This window comes from Glutamicibacter sp. St.4D3 (assembly GCF_059728615.1).
Genome location: NZ_AP039380.1, coordinates 2516419 through 2535819, shown reverse-complemented (window position 1 = coordinate 2535819; position 19401 = coordinate 2516419). Strand labels below are relative to the sequence as shown.

At 65.7% G+C, this 19401-nt stretch carries 16 protein-coding genes; 8 read left to right on the top strand and 8 right to left on the bottom strand.

Annotated features, from left to right (window positions below):
* The first annotated feature begins 23 nt into the window (after positions 1-23).
* On the top strand, positions 24-1310 hold the full coding sequence (purD, locus tag AC6I21_RS11730) for a phosphoribosylamine--glycine ligase (protein WP_497762429.1): 1287 nt from the start codon (positions 24-26) through the stop codon (positions 1308-1310).
* 2 nt (positions 1311-1312) lie between these two features.
* On the top strand, positions 1313-2218 hold the full coding sequence (locus AC6I21_RS11725; RefSeq protein ID WP_497762428.1) for a phosphoribosylaminoimidazolesuccinocarboxamide synthase: 906 nt from the start codon (positions 1313-1315) through the stop codon (positions 2216-2218).
* A 92-nt stretch (positions 2219-2310) separates the two neighbouring features.
* Here the strand turns inward: AC6I21_RS11725 and AC6I21_RS11720 are convergent, their stop codons facing one another.
* From AC6I21_RS11720 to AC6I21_RS11705, 4 genes are all read right to left on the bottom strand, one after another.
* Entirely contained in the window at positions 2311-4119 is a 1809-nt protein-coding gene (locus AC6I21_RS11720; RefSeq protein WP_497762427.1) for an ABC transporter ATP-binding protein, read from the bottom strand.
* Positions 4116-5852, bottom strand: a complete 1737-nt coding sequence (locus tag AC6I21_RS11715) for an ABC transporter ATP-binding protein (RefSeq protein WP_497762426.1) — start codon at positions 5850-5852, stop codon at positions 4116-4118. Before AC6I21_RS11715 ends, AC6I21_RS11720 begins: the two co-directional genes overlap by 4 nt.
* Positions 5853-6141: 289 nt before the next feature.
* On the bottom strand, positions 6142-7092 hold the full coding sequence (locus AC6I21_RS11710) for a metallophosphoesterase (protein WP_497762425.1): 951 nt from the start codon (positions 7090-7092) through the stop codon (positions 6142-6144).
* A gap of 109 nt (positions 7093-7201) precedes the next feature.
* Complete coding sequence (locus tag AC6I21_RS11705; RefSeq protein ID WP_497762424.1) at positions 7202-9448, bottom strand: transglycosylase domain-containing protein; 2247 nt, start codon at positions 9446-9448, stop codon at positions 7202-7204.
* 175 nt (positions 9449-9623) lie between these two features.
* Between AC6I21_RS11705 and sp36 the strand changes: the two genes are divergently transcribed.
* The 3 genes from sp36 to AC6I21_RS11690 all read left to right on the top strand — a co-directional run bounded on the left by sp36 (position 9624) and on the right by AC6I21_RS11690 (position 11235).
* Positions 9624-9779 carry a Sp36 family protein gene (gene sp36 / locus AC6I21_RS11700; RefSeq protein ID WP_246049554.1) on the top strand — a complete coding sequence of 52 codons (156 nt, stop codon included), beginning with the start codon at positions 9624-9626 and terminating at the stop codon, positions 9777-9779.
* Positions 9780-9800: 21 nt separating this feature from the next.
* The gene (locus AC6I21_RS11695; RefSeq protein ID WP_343831962.1) at positions 9801-10277 is read left to right on the top strand and encodes a RidA family protein; all 477 of its coding nucleotides are present in this window, start codon (positions 9801-9803) and stop codon (positions 10275-10277) included.
* 82 nt (positions 10278-10359) lie between these two features.
* On the top strand, positions 10360-11235 hold the full coding sequence (locus tag AC6I21_RS11690; RefSeq protein ID WP_497762423.1) for an NUDIX hydrolase: 876 nt from the start codon (positions 10360-10362) through the stop codon (positions 11233-11235).
* A 97-nt stretch (positions 11236-11332) separates the two neighbouring features.
* Here the strand turns inward: AC6I21_RS11690 and AC6I21_RS11685 are convergent, their stop codons facing one another.
* The gene (locus tag AC6I21_RS11685) at positions 11333-12010 is read right to left on the bottom strand and encodes a Crp/Fnr family transcriptional regulator (RefSeq protein ID WP_054820866.1); all 678 of its coding nucleotides are present in this window, start codon (positions 12008-12010) and stop codon (positions 11333-11335) included.
* Positions 12011-12216: 206 nt separating this feature from the next.
* Here AC6I21_RS11685 and AC6I21_RS11680 point away from each other — a divergent pair, with 206 nt between their 5' ends.
* Positions 12217-13407: a MarP family serine protease gene (locus tag AC6I21_RS11680; protein ID WP_497762422.1), complete on the top strand. Its 1191-nt coding sequence runs from the start codon at positions 12217-12219 to the stop codon at positions 13405-13407.
* Between the two features lie 54 nt (positions 13408-13461).
* Here AC6I21_RS11680 and aroQ read toward each other — a convergent pair whose 3' ends face one another.
* Both aroQ and acs read right to left on the bottom strand, forming a co-directional pair.
* Entirely contained in the window at positions 13462-13914 is a 453-nt protein-coding gene (aroQ, locus tag AC6I21_RS11675; protein ID WP_497762421.1) for a type II 3-dehydroquinate dehydratase, read from the bottom strand.
* A gap of 163 nt (positions 13915-14077) precedes the next feature.
* Positions 14078-16054 carry an acetate--CoA ligase gene (gene acs, locus AC6I21_RS11670; RefSeq protein WP_446754271.1) on the bottom strand — a complete coding sequence of 659 codons (1977 nt, stop codon included), beginning with the start codon at positions 16052-16054 and terminating at the stop codon, positions 14078-14080.
* A gap of 200 nt (positions 16055-16254) precedes the next feature.
* On the opposite strand from acs, the gene nth reads away from it, so the two are divergent.
* Positions 16255-17043 (top strand): endonuclease III, encoded by a 789-nt coding sequence (gene nth, locus AC6I21_RS11665; RefSeq protein ID WP_343831958.1) that lies wholly within the window; start codon positions 16255-16257, stop codon positions 17041-17043.
* A complete protein-coding gene (locus tag AC6I21_RS11660; RefSeq protein WP_138176850.1) occupies positions 17040-17717 on the top strand; it encodes an NUDIX hydrolase in 678 nt (225 codons plus the stop codon). Before nth ends, AC6I21_RS11660 begins: the two co-directional genes overlap by 4 nt.
* Positions 17718-17734: 17 nt before the next feature.
* Here the strand turns inward: AC6I21_RS11660 and AC6I21_RS11655 are convergent, their stop codons facing one another.
* Positions 17735-19387 carry a bifunctional 3'-5' exonuclease/DNA polymerase gene (locus tag AC6I21_RS11655; protein WP_497762420.1) on the bottom strand — a complete coding sequence of 551 codons (1653 nt, stop codon included), beginning with the start codon at positions 19385-19387 and terminating at the stop codon, positions 17735-17737.
* Positions 19388-19401: the final 14 nt, after the last annotated feature.

Sequence of the window (19401 nt, the reverse complement as noted above, 5' to 3'; positions counted from 1 at the left end):
CCCGTCCGGTAAACTCTAGGCCTGTGAAGGTACTGGTTATTGGCCCCGGCGGCCGTGAACATGCAATTGTCCGTGCACTGAACGAAGACCCCTACGTTGAACAGGTGCATTGCGCCCCCGGCAACGCCGGCATTGCCGGTGAGGTGCCGGTGCACGCCATCGACGCCCAGGACCCGGAAGCGGTCCTGGCCCTGGCCCGGGAACTGGCCAGCGACCTGGTGGTGATCGGTCCAGAGGCCCCACTGGCCGCAGGGGTGGCCGATGTGCTCACCGAGGCCGGGATCCCGGTCTTTGGCCCCAGCCGGGCCGCCGCCCAGCTGGAGGCCTCCAAGGCCTTCGCCAAGGACGTGATGGCCGAGGCCGAGGTGCCCACCGCAATGGCGCGGGTGGCCACCAACCGGCAGGAGGCAGAAGCCGCCCTGGACGCGTTCGGCGCCCCGCACGTGGTCAAGGACGACGGCCTGGCCGCCGGCAAGGGCGTAGTGGTCACCTCCGACCGCGAAGAGGCCCTGGCCCACGCCGAGGCCTGCTTCGCCGCCGGCGGCAGCGTGGTCATCGAGGAGTTCCTGGACGGCCCGGAAGTTTCCCTGTTCGTGATTTGCGACGGCAAGCATGCGGTGCCGCTCTCGCCGGCCCAGGACTTCAAGCGCATCTTCGACGGAGACCAGGGTCCGAACACCGGGGGCATGGGCGCCTATTCGCCGTTGCCGTGGCTGCCGGAGGGATTCACCGAGGAAGTCATGCAGCGCGTCGCCTACCCGACCCTGCGCGAAATGGAACGCCGCGGCACCCCCTTCACCGGCGTGCTGTACTGCGGCCTGGCCCTGACCAGCCGCGGCATGCGGGTCATTGAATTCAACGCCCGCTTCGGCGACCCGGAAACCCAGGCCGTGCTGGCCCGGCTGAAGAGCCCGCTGGGGGCACTGCTGCTGGCCGCGGCGAAGGGCGAACTGGATGACGCCGAACAGCTGCACTGGCACCACGCCACCGCCGTGGACGTGGTGATCGCCGCCGAGAACTATCCGGACACCCCGGTCAAGGGTGCCGTCATCCAGGGCCTGGAGGAGGCCAACGCGGTGGAGCAGGTGCACGTGGTGCACGCCGGCACCGCGCTGGATGCCGCGGGCAACACCGTGGTCGCCGGTGGCCGGGTGCTGGCCGTGGTGGCCCTGGGCGATGACCTGGCCGCCGCCCGGAAGGCCGCCTACCAGGGGGTAGCCAAGATCTCCTGGTCCGGCGCCCAGTACCGCACCGACATCGGCCTGAAGGCCGAGCGGGGACAGATCATCGTGAACACGGAGGCTAAGTAGGCATGGCAGGATTCAAGACCGAAGTGCTGCAGCTTCCCGGCTGGGACCACTTCTACTCCGGCAAGGTGCGCGACCTCTACGTCCCGGCCGGGGTGTCCTTCGCGGACACCGACCGCGTGCTGGTGGTCGCCTCCGACAGGATCAGCGCCTACGACTTTGTGCTCTCCACCGAAATCCCGGACAAGGGCAAGGTGCTCACCCAGCTGAGCCTGTGGTGGTTTGAACAGCTGGGCGACTTCGCCAACCACGTGATCTCCACCGACGTGCCCGAGCAGGTGGCCGGGCGCGCGATGGTGTGCAAGAAGCTGGACATGTACCCGATCGAGTGCATCGCCCGCGGCTACCTGACCGGCTCCGGGCTGGTTGAGTACAAGGCATCGGGCACCGTATGCGAACTGCCGCTGCCCGAGGGCCTGGTCGACGGGTCCCGGCTGAGCCCGGCACTGTTCACCCCCTCGGCGAAGGCCGAGGTGGGGGAGCACGACGAGAACATCTCTTTCGAACAAACCGTGGAACGGGTCGGGCTGGAGGTCGCCGAGGCGCTGCGGCAGAAGACGGTGGCGCTCTACGAGCAGGCCGAAAAGATTGCCCGCGAGCGCGGGATCATCCTGGCGGACACAAAGGTCGAATTCGGCGCGGACCCGTCCACCGGGCAGATCACCCTGGGCGATGAGGTGCTCACCCCGGACTCCTCCCGCTTCTGGGACGCCAAGGACTACGCCCCGGGCAAGTCCCAGGCCAGCTTCGACAAGCAGTTCGTGCGCGACTGGCTGACCTCCAACGCCTCCGGGTGGGACAAGGCCTCCGGCCAGCAGCCCCCGGCGCTGCCCGAGGACATCGTCGCCAAGACCCGCGCCCGGTACATCGAGGCCTATGAGCGGCTGACCGGGCAGGACTTCAGCGCGTAGCCTCCCGGCAGGCCCATGACGGCAAGGAGCCCCGAACCAGACTGCTGGTTCGGGGCTCCTTGCCGTCGTGGGCAGCGATGCCGCGCGCCCGGTTAGACCAGCGAATCCCTCCAGGCCCGATGCAGGGCGGCGAAGCGTCCATTGGCGGCGATCAGTTCCTGCGGGGAACCGTCCTCGATGATCTTCCCATCGTGCACCACCAGCACCCGGTCGGCGATCTGCACCGTGGACAGGCGGTGGGCAATGATCAACGCGGTGCGGTCGCCCAAGAGCTTCTGCAGGCCCCGCTGCACCGCCCGCTCCGAGGGGATGTCCATGGAACTGGTCGCCTCATCCAGGATCAGCACCGCCGGGTCGGCCAGGAAGGCGCGGGCAAAGGAAATCAGCTGGCGCTGCCCGGCCGACACCCGGCCGCCGCGCTTGTTCACATCCGTGTCATAGCCCTCGGGCAACCCCAGGATGAAGTCGTGGGCGCCCACGGCGCGGGCCGCGTCCTGGATTTCGGCCAGGGAGGCGCCGGGCCGGCCCAGCGCGATGTTCTCGGCCACCGAGCCGGAGAACAGGAACGCCTCCTGGGTCACCATCACCACGTGACGGCGCAGCTCCTTGTTGGACAGCTCCTTGATCGGCACCCCGTCCAGCTCCAGGCTGCCCGAGCGCAGGTCATAGAAGCGGGCGATCAGCTTGGCCAGGGTGGACTTGCCCGCCCCGGTCTGCCCAACCACCGCGACGACCTGGCCGGCCGGGATGTGCAGGTCGAACTTGTCCATCACCACCGGTCCCTGGCCGTAGCCGAACACCGCGTCACTGAAGTCGATCTCGCCCTTGACCCGCTCGATGCTGCGCGGCTGCTGCGGTTCACGCACCGTGGGCTCCTCCTCCAGCAGCCCGGACACCTTCTCCAGGGCGGCGGTGGCGGACTGCAGCGAGGAGTAGAACATGGCGATCTGCTGCACCGGCTGGAAAACCCGCTTGGAGGCCAACAGCAGCGCGACCATCACGCCCACCGCCAGGGAGCCGTCAATGATGCGGAACCCGCCGTAGGCCAGCAGCGCGGCCACGGTCAGGTTGCCGATCATCACCAGACCAGGCTGCAGCACACCGAACAGGTTGAAGGAACGCACCGAGTTGTCCCGGTACTGGGCGGCAACGGCCGCATAGTTCTGGTCGTTGGCCTTCTCCCGGCGGAACGCCTTGACCGCCCGGATGCCGGTCATGGTCTCCACGAACGTGGAGATCACCCGGGCCGAGACGACCCGTGATTCCCGGTAGAGCACCTCGGAGCGGCGCTGGTACCAGAAGAAGAGGATCCCCACCGGGATGGCGGCCACGCAGACCACCAGGCCGCTGCGCCAGTCCAGCACGAAGATTGAAATCAGGGTGAACACCACGAACACGAAGGAGGAGGCCAGTTCCGAAACCCCCTGGTCCAGCAGCTCGCGCAGCGTCTCCAGGTCCGAGGTCTGCCGGGAGATGATGCGCCCGGAGGTGTAGTGCTCATGGAATTCCAGGCTCAGGCGCTGGGTGTGACGGAAGACCTGCTGGCGCAGATCCAACAGCATCGCCTGGGAGATCCGGGCGGCGCAGCGGATGTACCAGGCCAACAGGAACCCGGCCAGCAGCGCACAGACGATGTACGCGCCGCCGGAGACCCCCAGCGAGGACCAGTTGCCCTGGCGCACCTGCGGCAGGGTCCAGTCGATCGCCAGGGCGATGATCATCGGCAGCGCCACGCGGGCCGCATTGGAAACCAGCACCAGGACCACGGTGAGGATGAACAGCTTCTTCTGCGGGACCGCCAGGGCGGCCAGCAGCCTGAAGGAGCGCTGGCGAACGACCTTGCGTTCGGCGGCGCTGAGCTTGATGGCGTCTTCGTTCGCCACACCTGATTGGATGCTCACTGGCCGGCCTCCGCGCTGATCAGGGTCTCGTCATCATCCAGGCTGGCGATTACGAAACGGTAGTGTTCATTGGTGCTGAGCAGGTGGGTGTGGCTGCCCACTGCGTCAATGTGGCCATCGCGCAGCAGCGCCACCCGGTCGGCGAGCATCACCGTGGAGGGGCGGTGGGCCACCACCAGCGTGGTGGTGCCCTCCAGCACCTGGCGCAGCCTGGCGGTCACCGCCTCCTCGGTGCGCACATCCAGGGCCGAGAGCGGGTCATCGAGCACCAGGATCCGCGGCCGGGCGGCGATCGCGCGGGCCAGGGCCAGGCGTTGGCGCTGGCCGCCGGATAGCGACAGGCCCTCCTCGCCGATCAGGGTGTCCACCCCCTCGGGCAGCTCGTAGGCGAAGTGTGCCTGGGCCACTTCCAGGGACTCGGCCAGCAGTGCCTCCAGCTGCCGCTCGTCCAGGCCCTCCGGCGCGCCGAGCAGCACGTTTTCACGGACCGAGGTGGAGAACAGTGTGGTGTCCTCGAACGCCACCGCGACCTCGGTGCGCAGCTGCTGCAGGTCCCATTCGCGCACGTCCTGGCCGTGCACCAGCACCTGCCCGGCATCCACGTCGTGCAGCCGCGGCACCAGGTTCAACAAGGTCGACTTGCCCGAACCGGTGATCCCCACCAGGGCCATGGTCTCCCCGGGCCGGATCTTCAGGTCGATGCCGGCCAGGATGGGGCGGGCCTGCCCGCCGGCACCGGGGTAGGTGAAGCGCACATGGCGCAGCTCCACCTCTCCGCTGAGCGTTTCCGGGCGGGAGGGGTGCTGCGGGGAAGTCAGGTCATTGACGGTGTCCATGACCTCGAAGTGGCGGTCCAGTGCGGTCTTGGTGCTCAGGGTCATGCCCAGCAGCATGCCCATGCCCTCCACGGGCCCGGCAATGACCGCGGCAATCGCGAAGTAGGCGACCAGCGAGCCGACGCTGAGGTTGCCGCTGGCCACCAGGGAAACGCCGATGATCAGGCCCACCCCGAGAATGGTTTCGGGAATGGCGACCACGGCCAGCAGGAAGCTGGCCAGCGTATTCGCCTTGCTGATCTCGGTCTCCTGCAGGGACTTGGCCTGCTCGTTGAAGCCGTCGTACATGTCCGGCCCGCGGCCGAAGGCCTTGATGACCCGGATGCCGTGCACCGATTCCTCCACAGCCGTGGCCAGGTCACCGGCCTGGTCCTGGCTAAGCCGACTGGCCGCGCGGTAGTCGTTGCGGAAGCGGTAGGCCTTGATCATGATCGGCACCGAGCCGGCCAGATAGAGCAGGCCCAGGATCCAGGAGTGGGTGAACATCAGGACCAGGCCGGTGATGACGGTGACGGTCTCCACCACCAGCATCATGGCGCCGAACGCCAGCCAGCGGCGCAGCAACGACAGGTCCGACATGGACCGCGAGAGCAGCTGGCCCGAGCCCCAGCGCTCATGGAAGGCCACCGGCAGGCGCTGCAGGTGCTTGTAGAAGCGCACGCGCATCTGGTTCTCTAGCCCGGCGGCCGGGGTGAGAACGAACTGGCGGCGCAGGAAGATGAAGAACGCCTCCAGGAAGCCCAGCCCGGCCACTATGGCCACCGCCACCCAGATCTGGGAGGACGAGGCGTCGCTGCCCAGCACGTTGTTGACCAGCCAGGCCAGGACCTGGGGGATCACCAGGGCGACAATGCCGGCGCCCAGGGCACAGAAGAACCCGGCGATCAGCCGGGGCATGATGGGTTTGACGAAGGGGGCCAGACGCCGCAGCGTGGCTCGAAGGGAAGTATCCGGGCTGTCGCCTGATGTTTTGCTTTGCCGCGGCACCGTTTTACCTTCGTTCTGGGAAGTGTGATTTGATCCACCACACAGGCTACCGGTTGTGGTTGAGAATATTCAATCGTCCTGCGGCCCGGCTTGAAGGGCGGACTTCCAAATCATGGCAGTGCGGTGGCAAGAACAACTTCGCCTCCCGCACCGGTGGCGCGGGAGGCGAAGCGTTAGCAGTATCGGTGCGGGCCGATGCCTACTTGGAGGTCAGGGTCACCAGCACGGCTTCGGGCCGGCAGGCGATGCGTACCGGGACGAAGCGGGAATTGCCGATGCCGGCAGACACATTCAGCGGGACGCTGCGTCCGTCCAGCTCCCAGTTGGTCAGTCCCCGGGCGCGCCAGGTAGGCAAATCGCAGTTGGTCACCACGGCACCGTATCCGGGAATGCAAATCTGGCCGCCGTGGGTGTGCCCGGCGAAGATGACGTCGGCGCCGGTGCGCGTGAACTCATCCAGCACCCGCTGGTAGGGCGCGTGGGCCAACGCGATCTTCACGTGCGGGGAGCGCGCCGAGTTCACCGAGCCGGCCGGCCACCCGGCGAAGGTGTCGCGGTTGATGTGCGCGTCATCCACACCGCTTAGATCCATGCGGATCCCCTTCATGGGAACCGACTGGTTGCGGTTGGCCATATTCAGCCAACCAGCGGCGCCGAAGTGCCGGTGCATCTCCTCGTGCGGCAGCGCGTTGCGGCTGGAGTTGTTCGGCACGCCGCGGCTGCGCTTGAGGTAGCGCAGGGGGTTTTTCAGTTGCGGGGCAAAGTAGCAGTTGGACCCGGGAACGAAGGCGCCGGGGAACTGCATCAGCGGCTCCAGCGCGTCGATCAGGGCCGGCACGCCATTCTGGTGCGAAAGATTATCGCCGGTGTTGATCACGAAGTCGGGGCGCAACTCGGCCAACTGGTGCAGCCAGCGCCGCTTGAGCTGCTGGCCAGGCACCATGTGGATGTCCGACAGATGCAGGATGCGAATGTCGGTGGCGCCCACCGGCAGAACCGGAAGGGTTTCGCGGCGCAGCTGGAACTGCTGAGTTTCATACATTCCATAACCGATAGCCGCCGTGCCCAGGGCCAGGGCGCCGCCTGCCAGCAAGGCGGTGCGGCGAGCGGCTGAGGCCAAGGCCGTTGAAAAATCCTTCTGTGAAGTCATAGGTGGACCGTCAGTGTCCTTTCAACGAAAAGTGCTGGTTGGAATGCGAAACCATCGTAGTTGCGGATAAAGGAAGGCCGCGGCCACCAAGGTGGCCACGGCCTTCAGTTTAGTCCTCGTCGGAGTCGTTCGGCGAACCCGACTTTGTCGGTTCAGGCTTGGACTTCTTTTCCTTCTTGTCTTCGCCCTTGTCCTTGGACTTATTTTCGCCCTTGGACTTGTTCTCGCTCTTTTCCTTCTTGTCCTTCGAATCCTTGGAATCTTCCGAATCCGACTTGTTCGAGTCGCTCGAGTCGCTCGAGTCGCTCGAGTCGTTGGAGTCGCTCGAATCGCTGGAATCCGAATCCTCCTTAGGCTGCGGCTTCGGCTTGGGAGCCGAACGAGCCGAGCCGAAGGAGCCCTGGTCGAACTCGTGGACTGCTTCCTCCATGAAGTCGACCCACAGCGGGGCGGCGTAGGTCGAGGAGTCAACCATCCGTGGCGCACGAACATCGTTGATGAGCGCCCCGTGCAGCGAGTTCTTCTTTTCACCGGCCTTGCCGTTCAGGCGTCCAACCCAAGCAGCAGTGGAAATCCCGGTGCTGTAGCCCACGAACCAAGTGGAGCTTGCGTAGTTGTTGGTACCGGTCTTGCCAGCAATCGGCCCGGAGACTCGGCCCTTGGAGACACGCTTTGTAGCGATTTTCTGCAGGGTCCCGTTCAAGTCGGCGATGTACTGCTCGTCGACGACCTGCTTGCAGTCTTGTTTCGGAACGTTGTACTTGTTGCCTTCACTGTCCACCACGGAGGTTAGCGCACGGGGCTCGCAGTATTCGCCCTTGTTGGCGAAGGCAGCAAATGCTGCAGCCTGAGACATGGGGGTAATGTTCGCCGAACCGATGATGAACGATGGAGTTTTCGGGCTGATCGGCCCGGGGCCACCGTTTTCACCTGCGTCCTGGTCCAGTACGCCTAGCTTGGTCGTGTAGTCCGTAATCGTGCATAGGTCTACCTTTGCGGCTTCTGCGACGGTCGCGGAGTTAATGGACCACATCAAACCGTAATCAACAGTCATGGTCCGGTAAAAGCCCCTCGAGGCGTTCGCAGGTGACCAAGGCTCACTGCCGCCAGTCACGGTCGTTCCGCCGGGAAGGCAGGATGCCCGCCACTTTGAGGTTGGGCTGTAGTAGGGCCGCTTGGCATTGATTTTGTCGTACATGTGGTGACCCTCGTGGAGCCAGGCCAGAGTCGTGTACGGCTTCATGGTCGAACCGCCCTGGAAGCCGCCGGCGCCGCCCATTGAACGGGGAACGGCGAAGTTAAACGTAGTTTGACCAAGGCCCTTTTCAGGGGTGTAGGTAGTGTTCTGAGCCATCGTGAGGATGCCGCCGGTACCGGGCTCAATCGACACGAGTGAGGAGTAGATGTCCTTGTTGGACTTTGCCTTCGGGTCGATAGCCTTACGGGCATCCTTGGCGGCCTTCTTGTTCAGGCTCGCATCCAGGGTGGTCTTGATGGTCAACCCGCCACGGTAGAGCAGGTTGACGCGGTCTTCCTTGGTCTTACCGAACGCCTCGTCCTTGGAGAGCACCTGGGTTGCGTAGTCGCAGAAATAGGCGTTGTCGCCGGCGGCCATGCAACCTGATTTGGAAGAACTCGGGTTGGTCTCCAGCTTGGAGGCCACGGCCTTGTCGTATTCCTTCTTGGTGATCGCCCCGGTGCGGTACATGTTGCCCAGGACCTTGTCGCGGCGGTCCTTGGCCCGTTCCGGATTGTCAATCGGGTTGTACACGTTAGGCAGCTGCACCATGCCCGCGAGCATCGCGGACTGCTGCAGGTTCAGGTCCTTGGCATCCACCGAGAAGAAACGCTGTGCGGCAGCCTGCACACCGTATTCACGCCCGGAGAAGAGCACCAGGTTCAGGTAGCCTTCGAGGATTTCGTCCTTGGACATCTCGTTCTCGATTGCCACCGAGTAACGGACTTCGCGGATCTTGTCCGCGTAGTCCTTCTGACCCGACACGGTGGTGTCCTTGTCACCGGTCAGGTACTGGTTGTTCACCAGCAGGTTGTTCACGTACTGCTGGGTCAGGGTCGAGGCACCCTGGCGCGAAGAAGAAGTCAGGTTCGAGACAGCAGCGCGCAGCATGCCCTTGGGGTCAACACCGTTGTGCTCGTAGAAGCGCTCATCCTCAACCGAGACGATGGCCTTGCGCATGTACGGGGAGATGTCCTCAAGCTTCACCGGGTCACGGTTCTGCTCGTAGAAGGTGGCAATGACCTTCCCATTGCGGTCCAACATCTGGGAGGGCTGCGGAATCGGCAGCTTTTCAAACGACGCCGGAAGCGAGTTAACGATGTTGGATCCGGTGGTCATACCGGTTTTCGCGATTGCCGCAGCGGGCACTAACATGCCGGCCGCGAGCACACCACACAAGGCACTGATTCCAAGGAATGCAACGATCTTGCCAAGAGTGGTAGCTGTGTCAAAAAAGGGGGACTTCTTAGCTGCCATGCGTACTAGTTTACAAGGACGCGCTAACGTAGCGAGTATGACTAAATGGGAGTACGCAACATTGCCACTAGTAATCCACGCGACCAAGCAGATCTTGGACCAGTGGGGGGATGACGGCTGGGAGCTGGTCGCCGTTGTGCCAGGCCCCAACGGAACCTCTCCGGTCGCCTACATGAAGCGTCCGAAAGCCTAAACGATAAAGGAGCAAAACCCCATGCAAGAAGCGAATTCTTCGCGTGTCGAAGCACGGCTGGCCGAGCTGGGCCATGAGCTTCCCGCCGTCGCCAAGCCGGTGGCCGCTTACCTGCCGGCTGTGACCTCCGGCAACTACGTCTACACCTCAGGGCAGCTTCCGCTAATTAAGGGAGAACTCACAGTTGCTGGAAAGGTCGGCGCCGAGGTTTCCACCGAGGTCGCTGCCCAGCAGGCACAGGTCTGCGCGCTGAACGCATTGGCGGCCATCAAAGCGGAAATTGGTGACCTGGATCGCATCAAGCGCATCGTGAAGGTCGTGGGTTTCGTGTCCTCGGACCCGGCATTCACCGCTCAGCCGGGCGTCATCAACGGGGCCTCGGAATTCTTCGGTGAGGTCTTCGGGGATGCCGGGCTGCACGCCCGCTCGGCGGTCGGCGTCGCCGCCTTGCCGCTGGATGCCCCGGTCGAGGTCGAGGTTATCGCCGAATTTGAGTAGCCGGATTCCGGAACGTGGTGCGCGGGTCGGGGGAAAGATTCCTCCCGTCCCGCGCACCGGCGTGCAACGACGCGTTTTCCCGTTGCCGCCATCCCAGGTCTCGGCGGCCGAGAACTGGGTGACCTTCGGCTCCCGCACCCCGCGCAAGGCCAGGCGCGCCTCCTCGGTGTGCCTGGTCCGCGACGACAACGACGGGTTGCAAACCTACCTCAGCTACCGTGCGGGGGAGTCGCCCCTGGGAACCGTCGCGTTCCCCGGTGGCAGTGTTGAAGCCGATGACTTCAGCGAGCTGCAGTGGTTTGGCCCCTCGCTGGGCGCGTGGTCGGCGAAGATGGGGGTCCTGGACCAGCGGCTGGTCCGCGCGCACGTGGTGTGCGCGATTCGTGAACTTTTTGAGGAAACCGGGATCCTGCTGGCCGGCGCCGATGAACAAACGGTGGCCGAGGCCGGCGAATCCGAGGAATGGATGGCGGCGCGCGAGGCCATTGCCGGACAGGACCTGCAGTTCAGCAGCTTCCTGGCCCGTCGCGGCCTGGGGGTGCGCACCGACCTGCTGCGTCCGGTCGCGCACTGGGTCAGCCCGAACTTTGCGCTGCGCCGCTTTGACACCTGGTACTTCAGTGCCGCCGTGCCCCAGGGCCAGAGCGCCAGCCTGCTGCGGGCCAAGGGCCGGTGGGCCCAATGGTGCAATGCGCGGGAGGTCATCGCCCAGCGCCACGGCAGCTGGTTGGGGGACCTGGTGGACCAGCCCGACACCCGCGAGCTGCCGTTCAGCCAGATCACCTACCCGGCCGTGGAAATGATCATGGAGCAACTGGCCGAATCGAACGGGGCGATCGCCTATCTGGCAAGGCTGCGTTCCCTGCAGGCCCAGCACCCGAACCTGCTGGAGCGTGAGGAACGCTACCTGCTGGAAGTGGTCACCAGCGATGACGGGGACCTGGACGACTGGCGCTAGGCGCTGGATCCTGCCCCGTCTAATTTCGGACAGCAAAAAGCCCCGGACTGCCGGTCTTCACACACGGTGGAGGCCGGCCGTCCGGGGCTTCGCAGTTTTAGCGCGAACGCTGGCGCAGGCGCTGGATGTCCAGAATCACGACGGCGCGTGCTTCCAGGCGCAGCCAGCCACGCTGCACGAACTCGGCCAGGGCCTTGTTCACGGTCTCACGCGAAGCGCCAACCAGCTGGGCCAGCTCTTCCTGGGTCAACTCGTGGGCGACCAGGATGCCGTCGGTGGCCGGGCGGCCGAAACGGTCAGCCAGGTCCAGCAGGGCCTTGGCAACGCGACCCGGAACGTCCGAGAAGACCAGGTCCGCCAGCGACTCGTTGGTGCGGCGCAGGCGGGCAGCCAGGGCCTGGAGCAGCTGGATGGAAACCTCGGGGGAGTTCAGGATCGCCTTGCGCAGGTTCTCGTGGCGCAGACCAGCCAGGCGGGTCTCGGAGACTGCGGTGGCGGTGGCGTTGCGCGGGTGGGGGTCGAATAGGGCCATTTCGCCGAAGAGTTCACCCGGGCCGAGCACTGCAATCAGGTTCTCGCGGCCGTCGGCCGAGGTGCGCCCCAGCTTGATCTTGCCGGAAACGATGAAGTACAGCTGGTCGCCCTGGTCGCCCTCACGGAACACTGATGCACCGCGAGAGAGATCAACTTCGGTCAGCTCTTCGGTCAGGGTGGTGAAGACGTCATCACCCAAAGATGCGAATAGCGGCGCGCGGCGCAAAACCTCGATATCCATTAAATCTCCTGTCAACAGTAGTGAGCGCTAATTTCATTGTGCCGCATCCGGTAACAATGTGACAGTTTCCACACGTGGTTTTGCCAAGAAAATGCTATTAATCACGCCGAATACGGCTGAGGGAGCAAAAGAACTCGCAGAAATCCATCAGGTAAAAAGGGTACCTTGGAAAGGCCGAAGGATCATTAGAACGAAGTGGAGTCTCGTTGCTCGCAGCTTTCAACTGGCTGGACATTGCCATCTGCATCGTTCTCCTTTCTTTTTTCATTGCCGGGGTTCGGCGCGGCTTCATGCTCACCGTCGGGGACATGCTGGGGCTGGTGGCCGGCGGTATTGCCGCGTTCTTCGCCATCCCGCTGGTTTCCACCTGGGTGTCCAACCCGTGGGGCCGGGTTGGCCTGATGGTTGGCGCGGCCGCGGTGCTGATCCTGCTGGGCCAGGCACTGGGCCGGGTGATTGCCACTGGCATCCGGCGGCGGCTGAACTTTGATGTGGTGCGGGTCTTTGACCGCCTCATGGGCGGCGCATTGTCGGTGCTGATCACCGCGACCGTCATCGGCGCGCTGGCCTTTTCCACCTCCTCAATGGGCATCCCGCGCCTGTCCACCGAGATCGCCCAGTCCTCGATGATCGCCACGATCCGCAACGCCACCCCGCAGTTCGTCACCTCGGCCATCTCCTCGGCGCGTTCAGCGGTCATGGCCCAAACCCTTCCGGCCATCATGGAGCCCTTCGCCCCGGTCGTGGAGCCGGTGGAGGAGACCGGTTGGGCCCCCAGCCAGGCACAGCTGGATGTCGAGGATTCGGTGGCGAAGATCTCCGGCACCGCCGCCCAGTGCGGCGTGAACCTGACCGGTTCCGGCTTCGTGGTGGCCCCGGAAATGGTGATGACCAACGCCCACGTGGTGGCCGGGGTCAGCGCCGCGACCGTCGAGGTGCCGGACCAGGAGCTGCTGCGCGCCAAGGTGGTGTACTTTGACCCGGCCGCGGACATCGCGGTGCTCAACGTTCCCGGACTGCAGGCCGAGACGCTGCCGATGGCCGGCCAGGATCTGGTGCGCGGGGACGAGGCGGCCTTCATTGGCCACCCGGCCGGCGGTCCGCTGCAGATCCGTGGCGCGGTGGTCGCCTCCGAGGCGACCGTGACCATTGCCGACATCTACGAGCAGAGGACCGGGCCGCTGTCCGTCTACCAGCTCACCGCCGAAGTGTCCCAGGGCAACTCGGGCGGGCCGCTGGTCAACGAGGACGGGCAGGCCGTGGGCATGGTGTTCGCCAAGTCGCGCAGCGACGAGGAGGTCGGTTTCGCCCAGAGCCTGGACGAGCTGGAAGAGGCCATGGCCAAAGCGGCCGGCCGCACCAAGTCGATTAAGACCGGCGGCTGCCTGCAGGACTAACACCGCCGCACGCGGTGCCCCATACGGTGCAGGCCCCGGGGGAGCGTCGCGGGGTCAGCGGCCGAGCAGGTGCGCGAGCTGCTCAACGGCCAACCGGTAGCCATTGATCCCGGCACCAATGATGATGGAGCTGGCCACCGGGGAAACATAGGAGTGGTGGCGGAACGCTTCACGCTGGTGCACGTTGGAGATGTGCACCTCGATCACCGGCAAATCCACCCCCGCCAGCGCATCCGCGATGGCCACCGAGGTGTGGGTGAACGCCGCCGGGTTGATTACGATCCCGGCTGCCTGCGTCCGGGCCTCGTGGATCGCATCGATCAGCACGCCCTCGTGGTTGGACTGCACGGCCTTGACCTCCAGCTGGTGGGCCGCGGCCGTGTCGCGGGCCAGGGCCTGGACGTCGGCCAGCGTGTCATGGCCGTAGATGGCTGGCTCCCGGGTGCCTAACAGGTTCAGGTTCGGGCCGTTGACCAGCAGGATGGTGTTCTTCTCGGTTGCGCTCATGGAGCCAAATTTACTGCACCGGCGTCCCGCCCAGCCTGCGGCGGCGTCAAAGAGCGGTCACCCGGCGTTAAAAAGCGCCCGGCCCGGAAAACCGGAAGGATGTCTCCTCCTGGCTTTCCGGGCCGGGCAGGTCACCGGCGCCAGGCGGCGCCGGACTCGGCTGCTACTTGCGCATTGACTGCGCGATCTGGGTCATCACCGTCGCATCGGAGAGCGTGGTGGCGTCTCCGACCTCACGGCCCTCGGCCACATCCTTGAGCAGGCGGCGCATGATCTTGCCCGAACGGGTCTTGGGCAGTTCCGGGACCACCAGCACGTGGCGCGGCTTGGCGATCGGGCCGATGTCCTTGCCCACGTGGTCACGCAGCGTGGCCACCACGTCCTGGCCTTCCTCCGGTTCGCGCTGCAGGATCACGAACGCGACCACGGCCTCCCCGGTGGTGTCATCCTTCGCGCCAACCACCGCAGCCTCGGCCACCAGCGGGTGGGCGACCAGCGAGGACTCGATTTCGGTGGTGGACAGGCGGTGGCCGGACACGTTCATCACGTCATCCACGCGGCCCAGCAGCCAAATGTCCCCGTCATCGTCCTTCTTGGCCCCATCCCCGGCGAAGTACATGTCCTGGAAGCGCGACCAGTAGGTGTCCTTGTAGCGCTGCATGTCGCCCCAGATGCCGCGCAGCATGGCCGGCCACGGATCACGAATGACCAGGAAGCCGCCCTGCCCGTTGCCGACGGACTTGCCTTCCTCATCGACCACGTCCACGCTGATGCCCGGCACCGCCACCTGGGCGGAACCCGGCTTGGTGGAGGTCACCCCGGGCAGCGGGGCGATCATGTGCGCGCCGGTCTCGGTCTGCCACCAGGTGTCCACGATCGGGGTGGGGTGTTCCTTCTTCTCCCCGTTCTTGCCGTTGTTTGATCCGATCACGTCCCGGTACCACATCCAGGCCTCGGGGTTGATCGGTTCGCCCACCGAACCGAGCACGCGCAGCGAGGACAGGTCGTAGCCGTCCGGGATTTCCCGGCCCCACTTCATGAAGGTGCGGATCGCGGTGGGGGCGGTGTACAGGATCGTGACCCCGTACTTTTCCACCAGTTCCCACCAGCGGCCCTGGTGCGGGGTGTCCGGGGTGCCCTCATACATCACCTGGGTGGCACCGTTGACCAGTGGGGCGTAGGTGACGTAGCTGTGCCCGGTCACCCAGCCGATGTCGGCGGTGCACCAGAACACGTCCGATTCGGGGTGCAGGTCAAAGGTGTCACGGTGGGTGACCGCTCCCTGGACCAGATAGCCGCCGGTGGTGTGCACAATGCCCTTGGGCTTGCCGGTGGTGCCGGAGGTGTACAGCACGAACAGCGGGTGCTCGGCGTCGTGCGCCTGGGCGGTGTGCTCGGCGCTGGCGGCGCCCACGACGTCATCCCACCACTTGTCCAGTTCGCCGAAGGCCACGTCTTCGCCGTTGCGCTTGACCACCAGCACGTTCTGCACGGTGTGTCCCGGCGCGGCCAGGGCCTCGTCCACGGCCGGCTTCAGCGGGCTGGGCTTGCCGCGGCGCCAGGTGCCGTCGGCGGTGACCACCAGCTTGGCCTCAGCATCATCGATGCGGCTGCGCAGCGCGTCGGCGGAGAAGCCGCCGAAGACCACCGAATGGATCGCGCCGATGCGGGCGCAGGCCAGCATGGTGATCACGGCTTCGGGGATCATCGGCAGGTAGACCGCCACCCGGTCGCCCTTGGCCACGCCCAGGGATTCAAATGCGTTGGCGGCCTTCTTCACTTCCTCGGTCAGCTGCGCATAGGTGTAGGCGCGGGTGTCACCCGGCTCGCCCTCGAAGTAGATGGCAACCCGGTCGCCCAGGCCGTTCTCCACGTGCCGGTCCAGCGCGTTGTAGGCGGCGTTCAGCTTCCCGCCCACGAACCACTTGGCCACCGGCGCCTCGGACCAGTCCAGGGTTTCGGTGAAGTCGGTGTCCCAGGTCAGCACCTTGCGCGCCTGGTCCGCCCAGTAGCCCAGGCGGTCCGCGTCCGCGCTCTTGTACTGTTCGGCGTTGGCCACGGCGTTGGCGGCGAACTCAACACTCGGGGCAAAGGACCGGGTCTCGTTCGAGAGGTTGTCCAGGGTCTTGGCTTCGCTCATCAGTGTGCTTCCCTTCCGGCTTGGCATTCACAAAAGTTTCCTGTGATCCAAGTTACCCCTTTCGCGGCCGCTAAAGTGAACTGCGCCACCATTTGGGACGCCAGAGGCCCGAAAAGTGCGCCGAACGGTCGCAGCCCTGCGCCGAAGCGTGCGTAATCTTCAGAAAAACAGCCCGGCCGTGACACGATCAGGGGGTGTCGATGAAAAGTATCACCGAGTCCCCGCTGGCCCTGAAGCGCCGGGCGCGGAAGATGAACCGGATCCTGGCCGAAACCTACCCGTACGCGGTCGCGGAACTTGATTTCGAGAACCCCTTCGAGCTGCTGGTGGCCACGGTGCTCTCCGCGCAGACCACCGACGTGCGGGTCAACTCCATCACCCCGGCACTGTTCGCCCGCTACCCGGATGCCGAGGCCATGAGCCAGGCCGAGCGGCCCGAACTGGAGGAGCTGATCCGCCCCACCGGGTTTTTCAGGGCCAAGGCCGAATCCCTGCTGGGGCTTTCCGCCGCCTTGGTGGACCAGCATGACGGGCAGGTGCCGGGCAAACTGGCGGAGCTGGTCAAGCTGCCCGGGGTGGGCCGCAAGACCGCCAACGTGGTGTTGGGCAACGCGTTCGGGATCCCGGGGATCACCGTGGACACCCACTTCATCAGGCTGGCCAACCGTTTTGGGTGGAGCAGCGAAACCGACCCGGTAAAACTGGAGCACGCGGTGGGGGCGCTGTTTGAAAAGCGTGACTGGACCATGCTCAGCCACCACGTGGTGTTCCACGGCCGACGCGTCTGCCACGCCCGCACCCCCGCCTGCGGGGCCTGCCCGCTGGCCAAGCTGTGTCCCTCCTACGGAATCGGGGAGGAAATACCTGCCAAGGCGCGCAAGTTACTTAAGTATGAGCTGGCGCCGGGACGCGAGGACCTGCTGGAGAAGATGCGGGCAGGAGCCACCCGCCGCGAACTGCGCAGTCAGGGATATGGATTGGGAGCATGAGCGCACGCACTGAACTGGAAGCCATCATCAAGACGCACCGCACCCGGGCCGGGGCCCCGCAGTCGATGCCCCGGGACTGGGTGATGCAGCAGGTGGACGCTCCGACCGCCCGCCGCGCGGCGGTGCTGATGCTCTTCGGGCACCACGATTCCGGTCCGCTGCGCGATGACAGCCCGGCCGATGAACTGGACCTGCTGTTTGTCACCCGCGCCGCGACATTGCGCAACCATGCCGGGCAGATCGCCTTCCCCGGCGGCGGCATCGACCCGGAAGACGATTCGCCGGCAGCCGCCGCGCTGCGTGAGGCCGAGGAGGAGACCGGGGTGCGCACCGACGGGATCCAGGTGCTCGGCCAGCTGTCGGACGCCGAACTGCCGATCACCAATTTTTTGGTCACCCCCGTCATCGGCTGGTGGCAGCAGGAGAGCGAGGTCTACCCGGTGGACCCGGGGGAGTCCCAGGACGTGTTCCGCGCCCCGGTGGCCGAACTGCTCAACCCGCACAACCGGCTCAGCGCCGTGGTCAGCCGTGGCCGGCAGCGCTTCAGCGCCCCCGCGTTCGACTATGAGGGGCGCATCATCTGGGGGTTCACCGCGATCGTGCTGGACCGCCTGTTCAATGAACTGGGTTGGACCCGGCACTGGGATACCGCGCGCGAAATCAAGATGGCCTAAGCATCCCCAAGGACCGCTTATTTGGCGTCCGCGTAGCTTTTGACGGTTGCCACACTGACCGGGAAGTCCGGGGAATGCTGCCCGAAGAGGGTTTGCCCGGCCTGCCGGGCGCCCTGGCGGATCGCGTGGCTCAAGCCTTCGGCGAGCGCCTCTTCGGTCTCGAAGACCAGCTCATCGTGGACGAAGAAGACCTGCCGGCAGCGGGTGTGCAGCCCGGCGGAGTAGATCAAATGCCGGGTGTGCGCCATCCATACCAGCGCCCATTCGGCGGCGGTGGACTGCACCACGAAGTTGCGGGTGAACCGGCCCCGGGAGCGGGCAGCGGCATCCGCGGCGGCCTGGGCGGCCGCGTCGGCGGTGTGGCGCTGGGCGTTCACCCATTCCTCGGAGGCCGGTGGGCAGCCACGGCCCAGCCAGCTGTGCACCCCTTGGCCTTGTTCCCCGGCCCGGGCGGCCTGGCTGACATACTCCATGGCGCGCGGGAAGTTGCGCTCCAGTGCGGAGACCACCCCGGCCGCCATTGCCGAGCTTCCCCCGTAGATTGCCGAAAGCATGCCCAGCTTCGCATCCGCCCGGCTGGCGGCGACCCCGGTGTCCACGAACGCCTGGTACAGGTCAGCGTCCTGCCCGGCTTGCTGCAGTGCAGTGTCCCCGGAAATGGCTGCGAGGATCCGCGGTTCCAGCTGGCGTCCGTCGGCCACCACGAACACCCGTCCGGCAGGGGCGGTGATCACCTGGCGGATATCGTGCGGCAGCTGCAGGGCCCCGCCGCCGGTGGCGGCCCAGCGCCCGGAGGCGACAGTGCCCAACACGTAATGCGGGTGGAAGCGCGCGTCGCGCACCCATTGATCCAGCCAGGCATCCCCGTGGGTGCTGGCCAGCCGGGAGAGGTGCTTGTAGTGCAGCACCAGGTTGATCACCGGATCACGGTGCTGCTCCAGTTCCCAGGCGCGCACCGAACCCACCGGGTACCCGGCCCGCTGCAGGGCGCGCAGCAGCTCCTGGGGCGAATCCGGATTCAGTCCCGGGCTGTGCAGCGCCTGGCCGAGTTCGGTGGCCAGTTCCGCCAGTTTCGGTTCTCGCATCCCCTCCGGGACCCGGGCGCCCAGCTGTTCTCGCAGCAGGGCCCGGTGCGCGTTCGCATCCCAGGCCAACCCCGCGTGCTCCATCTCCGCGGCAATGACCGCGCCGATGCTCTCGGCACGCAGCAGCAGTTGCAGGCGGTGACGCTGTTGCGCGTCGATGGGCAGGGCCTGGCGCTGCTGCAGGTAGCGGGTCTCCAGTCCGGGCAGGTCCTCACCCTGGGAGGGTTCGGCGAACAGCGTGTCCTGACCCGGCTGGGCGGGACGGGCGGCACGTTCGTCCAGCTCCACATCGGGTAGGCGCTGGGAGACGAAGGGGCTGCGGTGCAGGATCCGCTGGGCCAGGTCCAGGACATGGGCCTTGGCCAGGTGCACGTCGGCCTCCAGCAGCGCAGACATCCAGTTCGCGGTGCGGGAGATGACCCAGCGTGGGCTGTACCGGTCTTCCAGGCGCTGGACGGTGGCGGCAAAGTCCTGCCGGGACACCGTGATCGGTGGAGCCAGTTGCTTTCCATCGGCTTCCTCGCGCAGCAAAATGACGGCGAAGGCCTCATCGGTGCCGGTGGCGAGGAAGGCGAGTGTGGGCATGGCTTAATTGTGCC